The organism is Agrobacterium sp. ST15.16.055, assembly GCF_027956555.1.
Lineage (GTDB): Bacteria > Pseudomonadota > Alphaproteobacteria > Rhizobiales > Rhizobiaceae > Agrobacterium > Agrobacterium salinitolerans.
Genome location: NZ_JAQKGN010000001.1, coordinates 619,564 through 635,727 on the forward strand (window position 1 = coordinate 619,564; position 16,164 = coordinate 635,727).

A 16,164-nucleotide genomic window follows, 5' to 3' on the forward strand; every position below is an offset into this window, starting at 1 on the left:
GCAGAAGGTTCAAACCGCGAGCAGCTTCTCGTTTATGCTTCGGGGGGTCTCCGCCATACCTTCCGCTTCGATCCGTTTGCCGGTGGCCGGATCGAAAAAATGAAGATGGGCGGGTGGAAGATCGAGATGGATGCGCTGGCCGGGTTTTACGGAAAGGTCCTCACCGATGGCGGCGGAAAAGGTCTCGCCTGCGATATCGGCATGCACGATGCGGCCCGAGCCCAATTCTTCGACGAAATCAACAACCGCCGGTACGCCGGCGCCATCCGTGCTGACCACGCACTGCTCCGGGCGGATGCCGACCGTGACGTCGCGACCGCGCAGTTCCAGCGCGATTTCGGGGAATAGTTTCACCGGCGCGCCATTCAGCATCACGGCGGGGGATTCCACCTCCACCCTTGTGCTGAACAGGTTCATGGCCGGCGAGCCGATGAAGGACGCCACGAAGGTGCTGGCCGGGCGGTGATAAATATCCAGCGGATGGCCGACCTGCTCGACAATGCCCTTGTTCATTACGACCAGCCGGTCGGCCAGCGTCATGGCCTCCACCTGATCATGAGTGACGAAGATGGAGGTGGCGGAGAGGCGCTGGTGCAGCTTGCGGATTTCCGCGCGCATGGTCACGCGCAGCTTGGCGTCGAGGTTGGAGAGCGGCTCGTCGAACAGAAACACCGCAGGTTCGCGGATGATGGCGCGGGCCATGGCGACGCGCTGGCGCTGGCCGCCGGAAAGGGCTGCCGGCTTGCGCTCCAGATAATCGGAAAGGCCGACGATCTTTGCTGTCTCCTCAATGCGGCGCTGGCGTTCGGCTTTCGCAACGCCGGCGACTTTCAGCGCATAGCCGATATTACCGGCAACTGACATATGCGGATAAAGCGCGTAGTTCTGGAACACCATGGCGCACCCGCGCTCACGCGGTTCCAGCATGTTGACCACACGCCCGCCAATGGCGATCTCGCCGGAGGTGATATCCTCCAGACCGGCGATCATGCGCAGAAGCGTGGATTTGCCGCAGCCCGAGGGGCCGAGGATGACGACGAATTCGCCGGAACCGAAATAGAGGTCCACGCCGTGCAGGGTGGGCGTCTTGCCATAGGATTTGCGGACCTGACGGATATCGATCTGAGCCATGATTATAAAACCTTTGTTGAAAGCCGCGCTGTCACTTGTCGGACGAGACGAGACCGCGGACGAACCAGCGTTGCAGGAAGGCCACGACGAGGAGCGGCGGCAGGATGATAATGAGGGAACCGGCCAGCGTGACGTTCCAGTCCGGCGTGCCGTCATCGGCGGGCAGAAGCGCGCGCAGCGACATCATCACCGTCTTGTAGGACGGGTCGGTGATCATCAGCAGCGGCCACAGATACTGGTTCCAGGCATAAACGAACATGATGGTGGTGAGCGCCAGCATGTTGGTGCGCGACAGTGGCAGCAGCATATCCACAAAGAAACGTGCCGCACCGGAACCGTCCATGCGCGCGGCTTCCGCCAGTTCGTCCGGGATCGTCATGAAGAACTGCCGGTAAAGAAAGGTGCCGGTGGCGGTGGCGATCAGCGGAAGGGTGAGGCCGGCATAGGAGTTCAGCAGGTTCCATTCGAGGGTGATCTCGATGCCGAACAGGCCGAGGATCGAGCGGAACGGCTGGAAAACATCGGCGGCGACCGAATAGGTTGGCACCACGCGCACTTCGAGCGGCAGCATAAGGGTGATGAACACCGTCCAGAAGAACAGATGCCTGAGCGGCGAGCGGAAGAATACGATGGCAAAGGCGGTGAAGGCCGAAAGGGCCACCTTGCCGATGGTCACCAGTGTTGCCATGATCATGCTGTTGAGGAGGGCATTGCCGAGATTGGCGCGTTGCCATGCCGCCTGTGCATTTGTGAAGAATTCGCCCTGCGGCATGAAGTTGAAGGGGACGCTGTTGACCTGCTGGACCGACTGGCTGGCGCCGGAAATGACGACGATGAAGGGGCCGATGAGCAGGAAGAAACCGGCCACCATGATCGCATAGGTCAGGGCGTCGGCGTAGGGTGTGCGCTGGATCATCGCCGCCTCACTTGTAATGGACTTGCCGCTCGACAAAGCGGAACTGGATGAAGGTGAAGACCATGATGAGGCCGATGAGGACGAGGCTCTGCGCCGAGGCGCCGGAATAGTTCAGTCCCTCGAAGGCCTCGCTGACGATGCGGTAGACCATCACTTCGGTGGCGTGGTTGGGGCCGCCCTCCGTGGTGGAGGCGACGATGCCGAACGTATCGGCGCCAACGAAACCTTCGGTCATCATGATGACGGTGAGAAAGAACAGGGTCGGGGCCAGCAGCGGCACCTGAATGTCGATGGCGCGGCGAACGGGCCCGGAGCCGTCCATGGCGGCGGCCTCCGTCAGCGAACGCGGCACGGATTGCAGGCCGGCGAACAGGAAGATGAAGGTGTAGCCCGCCCATTTCCAGATGAAGATGACGATGACAAGGATGAGCGCGTGCTCGCCGTATTTTGCAGGGTTCCAGATATCGGGCCACCAGGAATTCAGCGATGCGGCGATGCCGCGTTCCGGCGACAGGATGAAGCGGAAGGCCATGCCGGCGGCGGGACCGGCAATCGCGTAGGGCAGGATATAAAGCACCCGGAAAAAGCCGGAGCCGGGAAGCTGGCGATCGACCGCAAGGGCGAGCACAAGGCCGATGAGGATCGCGAAAAACGGCCCGGCCACCGCAAATATCAGGCTGGTGAGGATCGATTGCCAATAAAGCGGATCGCCGAAGGTTTCGATGAAATTGGCTAAACCGACGAATTCCGCCTGGCCGCCGAAAGGCGGCTCCAGGGTGAATGCCCAGTTCAGCACCGCCGCAACCGGCCAATAGAAGAACAAGAGGATGAGCAGGAACTGCGGCAGGGCGAAGAGCACAGGCAGCCATGTGCTTTTGAAGACGGTACGCTTTTCCATTGGAAACCGGCAGGGTTCGAGAATTCGGCGGGCCTGCCCGAACCATGTCCGGACAGGCCTTTGACGGCGATGAAAGCGGGCTTAGTTCAGCTTGGCGCCTTCATAGGTCTTTTCGAAGCGGCGCAGGCCGGTATTGGCGCGCTCGACGGCCTTGTCGAGTTCAGCCTGGATATCCGCGTTCTGCATGAAGATGGCTTCGAGCGAGGTGGCGACTTCCTTGCGGATCTGCGTGAAACCGCCGAGGCGGATGCCGCGGGTATAGTCGGAAGGCGGCGTGAACGTCAGGCTTTCGATGGCCTTTTCGCGGCCCTTATAGGGAGCCTTGTCGTAAAAACCGTTGGCCTTCATGGCGTCGAAGCCGGTCTTGGTGACCGGAATGTAACCGGTGACCGTCGACCACCATTCAACCATATCAGGCTGGGCGATGAAGTTCAGGAATGCGGCCGCACCCTTGTATTCGGCTTCCGGACGACCGGCCATGACCCATAGTGAAGCGCCGCCCACCAGCGAGTTGTGACGCTCCGTGCCCTTCCAGATCGGCAGCATGGCGACGTCCCACTTCACGCCTTCCGGCATGGATTTGCCAACGGTGCCGTGGTTGGCGATGGAGGTCATGAACATCTGGCAGGTCTGGGAGGTGAAGGCCGGCAGGATATCCATGCCGAGCTGCTTGGTCTTGACGACGAACAGCTTCTCGTCCTGCATCTTCTTGAAGAATTTCACATGGTCGACGAACTTGGTCTTGTTGATCGCAAGTTCCGCGTCGAGGCCCTGATAACCATTCGCCCTGGTGGCGATCGGCTGGTTGTGGATGGCGGAGAATTGCTCCATCAGCATCCATGTGTCGAAGTTAAACGCGAGCGGGCATTCGAAACCGGCGGCTTTCAGCTTCTTGGAAGCTTCTTCGACCTGTTCCCATGTGTCGGGCTTGAAGGTGATGCCGGCTTTTTCGAAAGCATCGACGTTGTAATAGAACATCGCGGTCGAAGAATTATAGGGGAAGGAATTCAGCTCGCCTGCGGCCGTGGCGTAATAATTGGCGATGCCGGGGAAGTAATTGTCCCAGTCGATCTTGTAACCATTGTCAGCCATCAGCTTCTTGGCTGGAACGAAAGCCTTGGACAGCATCATGTCCAGCGTGCCGGCGTCATAAATCTGGGTGATGGCGGGCTGCTTCTTGGCACGATACGCGGCAATGGTGTTCTGCAGGGTGGATTCGTAATCGTTTTGCGAGGTGCAGACGATCTCGAATTCGGTCTGGGATTCGTTGAACTTCTTGCAGGTTTCCTGCACGCGGTCGCCGAGATCGCCGGAAAGACCGTACCAGAATTCGAACTTGGTCTTTTCTGCCTGGGCGGCCGTGGCGCCGAAGGCGGCGGCGATGGCGACGCCGGCCACGAAGGAAGTCAGAGCGGAAGATTTCATGAGTTAGCCCCGTTGATGGAATGATGGCCTGCTCGGCAAGGACCTCATGTCCCCGGCACGTAGCCACGGGCTCTGCTAACAGTCGTATTTAACGGATCGCTTACATTTTGTTGAACGTTTTATGATGACTGGCCGCGCAGTGTATTCTGCGCGGCGAAAAAAGTGCGACAAATGCGGAAAATCGGAATGTAACCTTGTTTATCAAGCGCTTACTGTTTCCGGATTGCGTCGCTACTTACTGCTGAGCAGCTTTTTCCAGTCATCCGCGACGTGCAGCCTCGATGGCGGCGACGTCGATTTTCTTCATGTCCATCATCGCGTCGAAGGCGCGTTTGGCCTCCGCGCCGCCGGCGGCCATGGCCTCCATCAGCACGCGCGGCGTGATCTGCCAGGAAACGCCCCATCTATCCTTGCACCAGCCGCAGGCGCTTTCCTCACCGCCATTGCCGACGATGGCGTTCCAGTAACGGTCGGTTTCTTCCTGGTCTTCGGTCGATATCTGGAAGGAGAAAGCCTCGCTCTGCTTGAAGACCGGTCCGCCATTGAGGCCGATGCAGGGGATGCCTGCAACGGTGAACTGCACCGTCAGCACGTCTCCCTTCTTACCGGAGGGAAAGTCGCTCGGCGCATGGTGAACACCGGTTACCGCGCTATCCGGAAAGGTTTCGGCGTAAAATCTGGCCGCGGCCTCGGCATCCTTGTCGTACCAGATACAGATCGTGTTCTTTTCCATCTGTGTGTTCCTCCCAAGTTGAAATCGCCCTCGTGCCGGCACGTAAATGCGCCGGCAATTGCCGGTTCCCCATTCGGTATAGAATGCGACCATGCGCCGAACGTTCCAAAAAAGAACGGCGGCAAGGGAACATCGACAGACACCACTCTGCCACGGTTTCCGCAACCGCAGATGACGAACATCAACTTTATCCTTAAATATTATTTAAGAATGCAATCATAATATTCACTAATGATTTTGAATAGAAATCATCCCTTTCTAATGGAGGACTGCGCGTGAGTATTCTTGATCGTGGTGCCAATGCTTTTGCGGTTCTTGCCGCGCTTTCCAAATCCCAGGCCATCATTGAATTCGACCTTTCGGGAAAAATTCTCAACGCCAACGAGAATTTCTGTCGGGCGCTCGGTTACGAGCTTTCGGAAATCCTCGGCAGGCACCACAGCATGTTCGTGGAACCTGCGGTCGTGTCTTCTGAGGATTACAGGGCCTTCTGGTCCAAGCTTTCGGCCGGTCAGTTCGATCAGCGGCAATATAAGCGCATCGGCAAGGGCGGCCGGGAAGTCTGGATCGAGGCGTCCTACAATCCGGTGTTTCGTCGCGGCAAGCCGGTGAAAGTGGTCAAGATCGCCACCGATATTACCGACCGCAAACTGAAGGCGGCGGAAGACGCGGGCAAGATCGACGCCCTGTCTCGGGCGCAAGCCATCATTGAATTCTCCCCGAACGGCGAGGTTTTGACCGCAAACGAGAATTTTCTGGCCGCGCTCGGTTATTCGCTGGCGGAGGTGCAGGGCAGGCACCATTCCATGTTCTGCGAACCGGCCTATACGCAGTCGCCGCAATATAAGCAGTTCTGGGAAAGGCTGGCCGGCGGCGATCTCGTGGCGGACGAGTTCATGCGGCTTGGCAAGGGCGGCCGCAAGGTCTTCATTCAGGCGTCCTATAACCCGATCTTCGATCTCAACGGCAAGGTGTTCAAGGTCGTCAAATTCGCGACTGACGTGACCGGCCGCGTCGAGAATGTCGAAAAGCTGGCGCAGTGCCTCACCGATCTGGCCGAGGGCGATCTTGCCCAGAACATCGACAAGCCCTTCATCCCCTCGCTTGAAAGATTGCGCACGGATTTCAACGCGGCTTCGGAAAAGCTGAAAAGGGCCATGACGCTGGTGTCTGAAAATGCAGGCGCCATTTCTTCCGGTTCCAACGAGATCAGGTCTGCTGCCGACGATCTCGCCAGACGCACGGAGCAGCAGGCCGCCTCCATCGAAGAAACGGCAGCTGCACTGGAGGAAATCACCACCGCCGTCAACGATTCCAGCCGCCGCGCCGAAGAGGCTGGCAAGATCGTTGCCCGCGCCCGTGACCACGCGGAACATTCGGGCCAGGTGGTGCGCGATGCGATCGGCGCCATGGACCAGATCGAAAAATCATCGCGAGAGATTTCCAACATTATCGGCGTGATCGACGAAATCGCCTTCCAGACCAATCTTCTGGCATTGAATGCAGGTGTTGAAGCCGCCCGTGCCGGCGAGGCGGGCAAGGGTTTTGCCGTGGTTGCGCAGGAGGTTCGCGAACTCGCACAGCGTTCGGCAACGGCTGCCAAGGAAATCAAGAGCCTGATCAATGCCTCCGGGGCGCAGGTGGAGAACGGTGTCGGCCTTGTCACCAGGGCCGGCTCGGCCCTGCAGGAGATCGCCGAGCAGGTGCATGACATCAACACCAATGTCGTCGCGATTGTCGATGCCGCGCGCGAACAGTCCACGGCGCTTGCGGAAATCAATCAGGCGGTCAACACTGTGGATCAGGGCACCCAGCAGAACGCCGCCATGGTCGAGGAGCAGACCGCCGCAAGCCACAGCCTTGCGCGGGAAGCGGCGGCCCTGTTCGAACTTCTCGGGCAATTCCGGTTCGATGACACTCCGCGCTCCTCCGCCTCTGCGCGCAGCGGCTTCGAGCAGCAATCTGCGCCGGCGAGCTCGCATCGCAGCGCATCCCGCCCGCTTGCAGCGCGCGGTTCCGCTGCGGTTGCCGTCAAGCATGAGGAGTGGCAGGACTTTTAGAGTGAGGCCTCAGTTCCTGTGAAGCCGGTGGTGAGCCCATATTCTCTCGTCATCGGTCCTGTGCCACTGCCATCCGGTTTAAATTCCTGATGGCAGTGGCACAGGGCCGATGATGACGTCGAGAGAATATTGACGGTCCATTACTGACTTGAAAGTGGCTGCCCGCCGTCCTCGTCCCGTCCGATCGCGCCAGTCCGTTCGATGTTCGATACGTGATGACAAGCCGCAAAGCTGGGCATATCTTCCGGATTGGCCGATAATCGGCACATCGTGTCTGGAGTTTTCGGGGACTTTCGCTTGGCAGGGATATCGACAAGCCGCATGGCTCTTGCCCTGTGTCTGCTGACCGCAGCCTTTGGGGCGGCGCAAGCCGAAGAGCCCGCCAGGGAAAAAACTGCCTGCGCTTATACCCATGATGTCGCGCCGGATTTGTGCATCAATGCCGACAGTTACAATAACGATCTTTGCCATGCCATTGAGGTTCTCGCCGTCCGCCATGCCGTTCCGCCGGATTATTTCGCCCGGCTGATCTGGCGAGAAAGCCTGTTCCGGGCGAGTGCGGTCAGCCCGAAGGGGGCGGAGGGCATTGCCCAGTTCATGCCGGGAACGGCGCGGTTGCGCGGTCTCGAAGACAGTTTCAACATCATCGCCGCGCTTGAGGCATCTTCCCGATATCTCTCCGAATTGAACGTGCAGTTCGGCAATTTCGGCCTTGCCGCCGCAGCTTACAATGCGGGGGAGGCGGGCTTGCGGAATTTCATCGCCAACGGCCGCCTGCCCACCGAAACCCGCGATTATGTGTTCGCGATCACCGGTTATCCGGTGGAGACATGGAAGGACAATCCGCCGGAAAAGGCTGCGCCGGCGCTGGATGACAACCGTTCCTTTCTCGATGCCTGCGTGCGTCTCGCCGACACCCGCACCATGAAAGATCCCGTTCTCATTGCATCGGCCGACTGGGCGCCCTGGGGCGTGCAGCTTGCGGCGCATTATAATCCGGCCGTGGCGAACCGGCTTTTCACCCGGGCGATCCTGCAGCTTTCGGAGCCGCTGAATGCCGAGCGGGCTTTGATCGTGCGGCAGCGGGGCGGCAATTTCGGTTCGCGGCCGCGTTATGCCGCCCGCATCGGCCGGGAAACCAGAGCTGAAGCCAACGCGCTTTGTGGCGATATCCGGCGGGCGGGCGTTCCCTGCACCGTGTTCCGCAACAGGTAAAAACGGCGCGCGCCGGACCGGTAGATCGGCTTCCCGCGAAGGGGCTGATCATAACAAGTTGATCGGCTTCAGACCTATGCCGGCTTCAGCACCAGGACGACCGAGATCATTGGCAATTGCGGCAATTGCGCGGATAGTCTCAATCGTCCGGCGTCGTGAGGCGGGCCGTTATAGCCGTCCCGGTCGCCAGATATCTCAAAGCGAAATCGCGACTGTCTGCCTATCCCGTTTCTGTGGATGAGGCTCAGTGCGGTTGTTACTGTGAGCCCGTGCGCATATGTTGGAATACTCAATCTTGATTTCCGGGCAAGGCGGACAGGCGCATTATGACCTCCCAGTTGGATTTTTTCTCTCCCGCGGCAGCGCGGCTTCCGCAGGCTGAAAGAGGGCGAAAAGCGGGTGGTCGCGAAACGACCCAAAAGACCGCTACGGACGATGAGGCCCTTGCTGCTTATCTTGAATCCACCGGTAATTATCGTATCCTGCGCCGGTTGCAGCCGCGCGCGGTCATCGATCGGCCAAGGCCGGAATTCGCCCGTCAGGGCGTGATCCTCGATACGGAAACGACGGGCCTCGACCATCGCACCGACGAGATCATCGAAATCGGCGTCATCACCTTCACATTCGACGATAACGGCACAATCGGCGATGTCACAGGCATCTATGGCGGGTTGCGGCAGCCTGGTATCGCCATTCCCGAAGAAATCACCCGTCTGACCGGGATCACCGACGAGATGGTCGCGGGGCAGTCGATAGACATGGGCCGGCTGACCTCCCTCATTGCCCATGCCGATCTGATCATCGCCCACAATGCCGGTTTCGACCGCCCCTTTTGCGAGGCCTTCTCGCCGATCTTCCGCGACAAGGCATGGGCCTGCTCCGTTTCGGAAATTGACTGGCGCGCGCGTGGTTTCGAAGGCAACAAACTCGGTTATCTGATCGGGCAATCCGGCTATTTCCACGACGGCCATCGTGCGGTGGACGATTGTTTCGCCCTGCTGGAAGTGCTGGAGCAGACGCGCCCTGGCCAGAGTAGAACGCCGTTTGCAGAACTCCATGAGGCGAGCCTGCGCTCAAGGGTGCGCCTCTACGCGGAAAACAGCCCGTTCGACATGAAGGATCATCTGAAAAAACGGGGCTATCGCTGGTCCGACGGTTCCGATGGACGGCCGAAATCCTGGTGGGTCGAACTGCCGGAGGAAAAGCTCGAAGAGGAACTGCATTTCCTGCGGACCGAAATTTACCGCTGGGATGCCGATCCCACGGTCAAATATCTCACCGCTTTCGACCGGTTCAAGGCCGGGTGAAGCGCGGGGCGTTTCGGATTTTTGGATTGCATACAATTTCTGCAATGAATCGAAAACAATCGACGTAAAATTGGGCAAGTCCGGGCAAAGCTTTCCGGAGCGCAGAAGAATATCATTTTACATCAAAGGCTAAGCCGATTGGCACGCCTCCTGCATGACAAAGACGTCGCAGGAGAGTGTTTATGAGCAAAGCCGCAGCAATCGACATCGCGTCCGTATCCAAGATTTACGGCAACACCACCGCCGTGCATGCGATAAGCCTCAAAATACCGGCCGGGAGCTATTGCTGCCTGCTTGGGCCGTCGGGCTGCGGCAAGACCTCGACGCTCAGAATGATCGCCGGCCACGAAAGCATCTCCAGCGGTGACATCAGGCTCGGCAATGCGGTCGTCACCGATCTGCCGCCCGCCCGGCGCGGTACGGCCATGATGTTCCAGTCCTACGCGCTGTTTCCGCATCTCGATCTCGTCGACAATGTCGCTTTCAGCCTCAAGATGAAGGGTGTGGACAAGGAAACCCGGCGGGCCAAGGCGCTCGATATGCTGCGGCTGATGCAGCTCGAACCCTATGCCAGCCGCCGTCCGGCCCAGCTTTCCGGCGGGCAGCAGCAGCGGGTGGCGCTGGCGCGTGCGTTGATTACCGATCCCGAGGCGCTGCTTCTGGACGAGCCGCTTTCGGCGCTGGACCCGTTCCTCAAGATCCGTATGCGCGCCGAGCTGAAGAAACTGCAGACCTCGCTCGGCATCACCTTCGTGCATGTCACCCACAGCCAGGAAGAGGCCATGGCGCTTGCCGATATCGTCGTCGTCATGAACGACGGCCGCATCGAACAGGCGGCCACGCCGCGCGAGGTGTTCGAGCGTCCGGCCACCGCCTTCGTCGCCCGCTTCATGGGCGACCACAACGTCATTTCCGGGCGCTACCGGGAAAAATCGGGAGACCTCGTCACGCTCGAAGTGGCGGGCGGCGGTACTTTCACGGCAGGCGGCGTCGCCTCGGATGAGGGCGCGGTCGATATCGCCGTGCGCACCGACCGCGTGCGCGTGGGTGAGGCGCAACAGCCGGGCCTCGGTTTCACCGGTATCGTCTCGAACGTCGAATATCGCGGCGCAAGCGTGAAGATCGCCGTAACCGGCGCAGGCATCGAGGATTTCAACGTCATCCTCAGCGATGCCGCCTTCTTCGAAAATCCGGTCAGGACCGGCGACGCCATACCGCTTTCATGGAATGCGGCCGATGCCATCGTGCTCGGCCGGGTAGAGAAGTGACCCCAAAAATAACCAGAGGAGAACTTTGAAATGACCGATACCACCAACAGCAAGAAGGGCCTGTCCCGCCGCGGCCTCCTGAAGGCGGGCGCGGCCGCCACGGGTGCGGCGATCGGCTCCGGCCTCATCACCGGCTTCCCGACCATCTGGGCGCAGAACCCGATTACTATCCGCCAGTTCGGCACCGGCGTCTCCAACCTCAATGCCATTGCCGAGAAGTGCAAGGCAGACCTCGGCATCACGCTCGAAATGACGGCGACGGATTCCGACGCCGCCGCCCAGCGCGCCGTCACCCAGCCGAACTCCTACGATATCGCCGATATCGAATACTGGATCCTCAAGAAGGTCTATCCGGCCGGCGTCATTCAGCCGATGGAAATCAAGAAGCTGAAATATTACGACAAGATCGTGCCGCTGTTCAAAAACGGCAAGCTGAAGCCGGACAGCGTGGTCGCGCAGGGTACCGCGCCGCACACGGTCGGTTTCGTCGAAAAGCCCGGCGACAAGACATTCGCGAAGGGCGAGACCGATTATTTCACCATGGTTCCCACCATCTACAATGCCGATACGCTCGGCATCCGTCCCGATCTTGTCGGTCGCGATATCACCAGCTGGGCCGATATCATGGACCCGAAGTTCAAGGGCAAGACCTCCATTCTCAACATCCCCTCCATCGGCATCATGGATGCGGCGATGATCATGGAAGCCATGGGCAACATCAAATATGCCGACAAGGGCAACATGACCAAGGAAGAGATCGACAAGACCATCGATTTCCTCATCAAGGCCAAGAAGGACGGCCAGTTCCGCGCCTTCTGGAAGAGCTTCGACGAAAGCGTCAACCTCATGGCCTCGGGCGAAGTCATCATCCAGTCCATGTGGTCGCCGGCCGTTGCCGCCGTCCGCTCCAAGGGTATCGCCTGCAAATACCAGCCGCTGAAGGAGGGCTATCGTTCCTGGGGCGGAGGTCTGGGTCTCGCCAAGCACCTGTCCGGCGCGAAGCTCGACGCAGCCTATGAATATATCAACTGGTACACCTCCGGCTGGGTCGGCGCTTATCTCAACCGCCAGGGTTATTACTCCGCCGCCATGGAAACGGCCAAGGAGCACATGACCGCCGACGAGTGGGGTTACTGGGTCGAAGGCAAGCCGGCTGAGGGCGACATCATCGCGCCCGACGGCAAGGTCATGGAAAAGGCCGGTGCCGTTCGCGATGGCGGCTCTTTCGAGGAGCGCATGGGCAAGGTGGCGTGCTGGAACTCCGTCATGGATGAAGACCGCTACATGGTCCGTCGCTGGAACGAGTTTATCGCTGCCTAGTACCCGAAACAGACAAGATCGGTGGCGTTGGCCGCCGGTCTTGACAGCAACAGAGCCTCTAAACGCGACGTCATCCTCGGGCTTGACCCGAGGATCTAACGACCCACCACATCAAACGTGGTTGGATCCTCGGGACAAGCCCGAGGATGACGTCGCGTTTGAAGAGAACTTTGCCTGACACACTACCCGGTGCGAAAGCCGCCGGGCTTCTGCAAATACAGCGAAAGGCTTCACCATGGTGACGGTCAGACTCATTGGCGTCAGTGAAAAAAAGGACAAGCCGCCCCGCAGCTTTGCCCTGCCGCAGAAGCTTGTGTCCTATATTCAGTCCCTGCCACTTTTGCTGATCCTCGGTTTTTTCCTGGCTCTGCCGATCCTGATGATCGCCATCGTCAGCTTCTGGGACTACGACTTCGCCCAGATGTATCCCGATTTCGTCACCTTCAATTATAGCGAAACGTTAGGGTCCTGGGTCACCTGGCAGACCTATCTCAATACCCTGAAGTATGCCGCCATGGTCTGGGCGATCACGCTTTTCTGCGGTTTCTGGGTGGCGTACTTCCTTGCGTTCCACATTCGCACCACCACCATGCAGATGGTGTTGTTCCTTGTCTGCACCGTGCCGTTCCTGACTTCGAACATCATCCGCATGATTTCATGGATTCCCGTTCTCGGGCGAAACGGTCTTGTTAACAGCGCATTGGTGGGTTCCGGCATCATTCCCGAGCCGATCGAATGGCTGCTTTATTCGGATTTCGCCGTGGTGCTGGCCATGGTGCATCTTTATACGCTGTTCATGGTCACGCCGATTTTCAACACGCTGATGCGTATCGATAAATCGCTGATCGAGGCGGCGCGTGATGCGGGCGCGACCGGCTGGCAGACGCTCACCAATGTCATCATTCCTCTTGCCAAACCCGGTATGGCCATCGGCAGCATCTTCGTCGTGACCCTGGTCATGGCGGATTTCTCCACGGTTCAGGTCATGTCCGGCGGCCAGAGCGCCTCGGTGGCGCTGATGATGAAGAACCAGATGTCGCTGCTGCAATATCCGGCTGCTGCGGCGAACGCCGTCATCCTGCTCATCCTCGTTCTTCTGATGGTCGCGGGCATCCTGCGCATCGTCGATATCCGCAAGGAGCTTTGATCCCATGCATCAGGAAAAACGCGGCCGCGAATTCTACATCCTCGCCTTCTTTTTCGTCCTCTTCGTGCTGTTTCTATACGGCCCGCTGTCGGCCATCCTCATCCTCGCCTTTCAGGGGCCGAATGGCGGCCTGACTTTCCCGCTGAACGGCGTTTCGCTGCACTGGTTCGGCAATCTCTTCGAACAGCAGGCCGTCGGAGATTTCGGCGGCTCCTTCCGGCGCTCATTCGCACTTGGCCTGATGGTCATGGCCGTTACCGTGCTGGTCTCGCTGCTGGCGGGCCTTGCCTTCCGGCGCAAATTCATCGGCGCGACGCCGCTATTTTATCTGTCGGTCGCAAGCCTCGTGGTGCCGTCGATCATCATATCGCTTGGTATTGGTGTTCTATTCCAGCAGCTTGGGCTGGAACCTTCATGGTATACATCAGCTTTCGGCGCGCATCTCACCTGGACGCTGCCCTTCGGCGTGCTCATCATGCTGGCCGTCTTCAACCGGTTTTCGCCGTCCTATGAGGAAGCGGCCCGGGATCTCGGCGCTTCCTCCTGGCAGACCTTCGCCCATGTGGTGCTGCCGATGATCGCGCCGAGCCTGATCGGCGTCGGCCTTTTCGGCTTCACGCTTTCTTATGACGAGTTCGCCCGCACATTGATGACGTCAGGCACTTACAACACGCTGCCGCTGGAAATCTACGGCATGACCACCAATGTCACAACGCCGGTGCTTTACGCGCTCGGTGCTGTCACAACCCTGTTTTCTTTCCTGGTGATCGCGGCCACGCTCGGCCTGATCGTCACGCTCAATCGCCGCCGTTCACGCGGATAAAGAAACGTCAAATGCGCATTCTCGTCATCAATCCCAACACCACGCAATCCATGACCGCGACCATTGCCGACGCCGCGATGCGTATAGCCGGCCGCGATACGGACATATTGGCCGTCACCTCCTCCATGGGGCCTGTCTCCATCGAAGGTTATTATGACGAGGTTTTCGCCGTGCCCGGCCTGTTGCTGGAGCTGGCAAAGGCGCCGACGCTTGGAGCCGACGCCGCGATCATCGCCTGTTTCGACGATACCGGGCTCGATGCGGCCCGCGCGCTCGCCGATATTCCGGTTATCGGCATCTGCGAGGCGGCGGTCTCCGCTACCGCCTTCATCGCGCAGAAATTCACCATCGTTACGACGATGGAGCGCTCGCGGCTGCCGCTGGAACATCTCGTCAATCGTTATGGCATGTCCGCCCGCTGCAATGTGCGCGCCGCCGATATTCCTGTCTTGTCGCTGGAAGATCCCGCCTCGAACGCCCGTGAAAGGCTGCGCGCGGAAATCGCGCTGGCCCTGAAAGAGGACAGGGCGGAGGCGATCGTGCTCGGCTGCGCCGGCATGGCGGATCTTGCCGCCGAACTCCGCGATGAGTTCGGCGTGCCGGTTGTCGATGGCGTTGCGGCGGCCGTCAAGCAGGCGGAATCGCTGGTGTCCATGGGGTTGTCCACCGCCAAGCGCGGCGCTTATGCCACGCCGCTCGCCAAGCCCTATCGCGGCTTGCTGGAGGCATTCCAGCCGGACAGGCTCTCGGGGGCATCCGCGGACAGTGGAGACGTTCTCACTGCCTCCGTCCATAAAACGACGAAGGCGAGCTGATAGGCCAGATCGCGCTGGACGTTCTGCAATGCCAGGTCGCTCAGAACTATTCTGGGTCCGTTTCTTTTCAAGATTTTCAACCGTTCGGCCCTGGCGAGTATGGCCGTGACATGAGCGCGGCTGACCCCATAGGCGCGCGCCGTCGCCTTGCGGGAGAACACGCAACCTGTCGCATCGCACGCGTCCGCTTTCGCGGCGGACAGCAGGTCCAGCAAGATCAGGAAACCCGGCGCATGCCCAAGAAACATCCGTACTTCCTCTGAGAGAAAAGGCAAATCCTGCGCGTGCCGCAGAAGCCAGCTCACACCGTCGACAAGCACGCCGGTTCCGATGGCTTCCTCCGCAGGCGTTTCCGTTGCCGGGAGGGTTTGCCACGGCGAGGCCGCGACGCGATAGGTGCTTGCAAGCGTCTCGATGGCCGAAATAATCCAGCCGTTTAGCGACCATGGCCGCTCGCGGTTATCGTCGCCGGGCGGGTGACGCTGCGCGGTATTTTCCAGCTCCAGCCAGTCGATCAACGCCCGTGTCCTGCGGCTGGAAGCCCAGCCGTGCGGAACGACGACTGCCTGCACCGCCGCCAGCGTAAATTGCCCGCCATGGACCGATGCGATGCCCACCGCGCACATGACAGTGGCGAATGCGCCGAAATCTCCAAGCGCGCGGACGAGGCGCTGCTCCTTTTTGAAGGCGGTCGATATGTGGCTGCAAAGATGGGCGACGGCATCACCGAAGGCATCGTCGTTCAGGATTCGGTTCGCAAGTAAGCCCAGCCTCTCTCGAAGCATGTCCGGCCGAGGTCGGGCGAAGTCCCTTTCCGGGTGCGTCTTTGAAGTTGGGGCGCCTGCTTTTCCGGATACCTTTCTCCCGTGGTTTTTTGCTATTCGCTACTTTATGGCGAATTCGAAAGCGTGAGTTCTGTTCGCTGACAACGGCCGCTTGGGGCAGGGGTGACAGCCGAAAGGTTCCGCTCCGGAAGATGCGTGCATTTTGTTGCACTCCCCCGAGGCCCTGTTGCGGGGTATTAAGAAATACTCTCATAAATTGAATGTTAAGGAGCGCGTTAAAATGTGTTCCCTTTTGAGACGGTTTGCGAGAGTGACGCTGAA

15 protein-coding genes are annotated in these 16,164 nt (G+C 59.5%); 9 read left to right on the top strand and 6 right to left on the bottom strand.

Going from position 1 to position 16,164, the window contains the following annotated elements; translation table 11 throughout:
- Window positions 1-9 precede the first annotated feature (9 nt).
- From PL599_RS02875 to PL599_RS02895, 5 genes are all read right to left on the bottom strand, one after another.
- Window positions 10-1,131 carry a sn-glycerol-3-phosphate import ATP-binding protein UgpC gene (locus PL599_RS02875; protein ID WP_269824051.1) on the bottom strand — a complete coding sequence of 374 codons (1,122 nt, stop codon included), beginning with the start codon at window positions 1,129-1,131 and terminating at the stop codon, window positions 10-12.
- 31 nt (window positions 1,132-1,162) lie between these two features.
- On the bottom strand, window positions 1,163-2,047 hold the full coding sequence (locus tag PL599_RS02880; RefSeq protein ID WP_137412083.1) for an ABC transporter permease subunit: 885 nt from the start codon (window positions 2,045-2,047) through the stop codon (window positions 1,163-1,165).
- A gap of 7 nt (window positions 2,048-2,054) precedes the next feature.
- The gene (locus PL599_RS02885; RefSeq protein WP_077984174.1) at window positions 2,055-2,945 is read right to left on the bottom strand and encodes a carbohydrate ABC transporter permease; all 891 of its coding nucleotides are present in this window, start codon (window positions 2,943-2,945) and stop codon (window positions 2,055-2,057) included.
- A gap of 81 nt (window positions 2,946-3,026) precedes the next feature.
- On the bottom strand, window positions 3,027-4,370 hold the full coding sequence (locus PL599_RS02890; protein ID WP_269824050.1) for an extracellular solute-binding protein: 1,344 nt from the start codon (window positions 4,368-4,370) through the stop codon (window positions 3,027-3,029).
- A gap of 259 nt (window positions 4,371-4,629) precedes the next feature.
- Entirely contained in the window at window positions 4,630-5,103 is a 474-nt protein-coding gene (locus PL599_RS02895) for a VOC family protein (protein ID WP_142913940.1), read from the bottom strand.
- A gap of 275 nt (window positions 5,104-5,378) precedes the next feature.
- Between PL599_RS02895 and PL599_RS02900 the strand changes: the two genes are divergently transcribed.
- From PL599_RS02900 to PL599_RS02935, 8 genes are all read left to right on the top strand, one after another.
- Complete coding sequence (locus PL599_RS02900; RefSeq protein ID WP_269824049.1) at window positions 5,379-7,163, top strand: methyl-accepting chemotaxis protein; 1,785 nt, start codon at window positions 5,379-5,381, stop codon at window positions 7,161-7,163.
- Window positions 7,164-7,484: 321 nt separating this feature from the next.
- The gene (locus tag PL599_RS02905) at window positions 7,485-8,378 is read left to right on the top strand and encodes a transglycosylase SLT domain-containing protein (RefSeq protein ID WP_142913938.1); all 894 of its coding nucleotides are present in this window, start codon (window positions 7,485-7,487) and stop codon (window positions 8,376-8,378) included.
- A gap of 326 nt (window positions 8,379-8,704) precedes the next feature.
- Complete coding sequence (locus tag PL599_RS02910; protein ID WP_142913937.1) at window positions 8,705-9,685, top strand: 3'-5' exonuclease; 981 nt, start codon at window positions 8,705-8,707, stop codon at window positions 9,683-9,685.
- Between the two features lie 182 nt (window positions 9,686-9,867).
- Window positions 9,868-10,953, top strand: a complete 1,086-nt coding sequence (locus tag PL599_RS02915) for an ABC transporter ATP-binding protein (RefSeq protein WP_077984168.1) — start codon at window positions 9,868-9,870, stop codon at window positions 10,951-10,953.
- A gap of 30 nt (window positions 10,954-10,983) precedes the next feature.
- Window positions 10,984-12,273: an ABC transporter substrate-binding protein gene (locus PL599_RS02920; RefSeq protein WP_080796270.1), complete on the top strand. Its 1,290-nt coding sequence runs from the start codon at window positions 10,984-10,986 to the stop codon at window positions 12,271-12,273.
- 235 nt (window positions 12,274-12,508) lie between these two features.
- Window positions 12,509-13,420: an ABC transporter permease gene (locus PL599_RS02925; protein ID WP_077984166.1), complete on the top strand. Its 912-nt coding sequence runs from the start codon at window positions 12,509-12,511 to the stop codon at window positions 13,418-13,420.
- A 4-nt stretch (window positions 13,421-13,424) separates the two neighbouring features.
- A complete protein-coding gene (locus PL599_RS02930) occupies window positions 13,425-14,243 on the top strand; it encodes an ABC transporter permease (protein WP_142913935.1) in 819 nt (272 codons plus the stop codon).
- An 11-nt stretch (window positions 14,244-14,254) separates the two neighbouring features.
- Window positions 14,255-15,058, top strand: coding sequence for an aspartate/glutamate racemase family protein (locus tag PL599_RS02935; RefSeq protein WP_269824047.1), 804 nt, complete (start codon window positions 14,255-14,257; stop codon window positions 15,056-15,058).
- Here the strand turns inward: PL599_RS02935 and PL599_RS02940 are convergent.
- The gene (locus PL599_RS02940) at window positions 14,950-15,576 is read right to left on the bottom strand and encodes a hypothetical protein (RefSeq protein ID WP_142913933.1); all 627 of its coding nucleotides are present in this window, start codon (window positions 15,574-15,576) and stop codon (window positions 14,950-14,952) included. The genes PL599_RS02935 and PL599_RS02940 overlap by 109 nt on opposite strands.
- A gap of 30 nt (window positions 15,577-15,606) precedes the next feature.
- Between PL599_RS02940 and PL599_RS02945 the strand changes: the two genes are divergently transcribed.
- Window positions 15,607-15,822 (top strand): hypothetical protein, encoded by a 216-nt coding sequence (locus PL599_RS02945; RefSeq protein ID WP_142913932.1) that lies wholly within the window; start codon window positions 15,607-15,609, stop codon window positions 15,820-15,822.
- The last annotated feature ends 342 nt before the right edge of the window (window positions 15,823-16,164 follow it).

What these genes read in the sequence shown, in the direction of transcription:
- PL599_RS02885 (WP_077984174.1), bottom strand. Translation starts at nt 2,945, where the DNA reads ATGGAAAAGCGTACCGTCTTCAAAAGCACATGGCTGCCTGTGCTCTTC.
- PL599_RS02875 (WP_269824051.1), bottom strand. Translation starts at nt 1,131, where the DNA reads ATGGCTCAGATCGATATCCGTCAGGTCCGCAAATCCTATGGCAAGACG.
- PL599_RS02905 (WP_142913938.1), top strand. Translation starts at nt 7,485, where the DNA reads ATGGCTCTTGCCCTGTGTCTGCTGACCGCAGCCTTTGGGGCGGCGCAA.
- PL599_RS02920 (WP_080796270.1), top strand. Translation starts at nt 10,984, where the DNA reads ATGACCGATACCACCAACAGCAAGAAGGGCCTGTCCCGCCGCGGCCTC.
- PL599_RS02895 (WP_142913940.1), bottom strand. Translation starts at nt 5,103, where the DNA reads ATGGAAAAGAACACGATCTGTATCTGGTACGACAAGGATGCCGAGGCC.
- PL599_RS02910 (WP_142913937.1), top strand. Translation starts at nt 8,705, where the DNA reads ATGACCTCCCAGTTGGATTTTTTCTCTCCCGCGGCAGCGCGGCTTCCG.
- PL599_RS02890 (WP_269824050.1), bottom strand. Translation starts at nt 4,370, where the DNA reads ATGAAATCTTCCGCTCTGACTTCCTTCGTGGCCGGCGTCGCCATCGCC.
- PL599_RS02935 (WP_269824047.1), top strand. Translation starts at nt 14,255, where the DNA reads ATGCGCATTCTCGTCATCAATCCCAACACCACGCAATCCATGACCGCG.
- PL599_RS02930 (WP_142913935.1), top strand. Translation starts at nt 13,425, where the DNA reads ATGCATCAGGAAAAACGCGGCCGCGAATTCTACATCCTCGCCTTCTTT.
- PL599_RS02880 (WP_137412083.1), bottom strand. Translation starts at nt 2,047, where the DNA reads ATGATCCAGCGCACACCCTACGCCGACGCCCTGACCTATGCGATCATG.
- PL599_RS02915 (WP_077984168.1), top strand. Translation starts at nt 9,868, where the DNA reads ATGAGCAAAGCCGCAGCAATCGACATCGCGTCCGTATCCAAGATTTAC.
- PL599_RS02925 (WP_077984166.1), top strand. Translation starts at nt 12,509, where the DNA reads ATGGTGACGGTCAGACTCATTGGCGTCAGTGAAAAAAAGGACAAGCCG.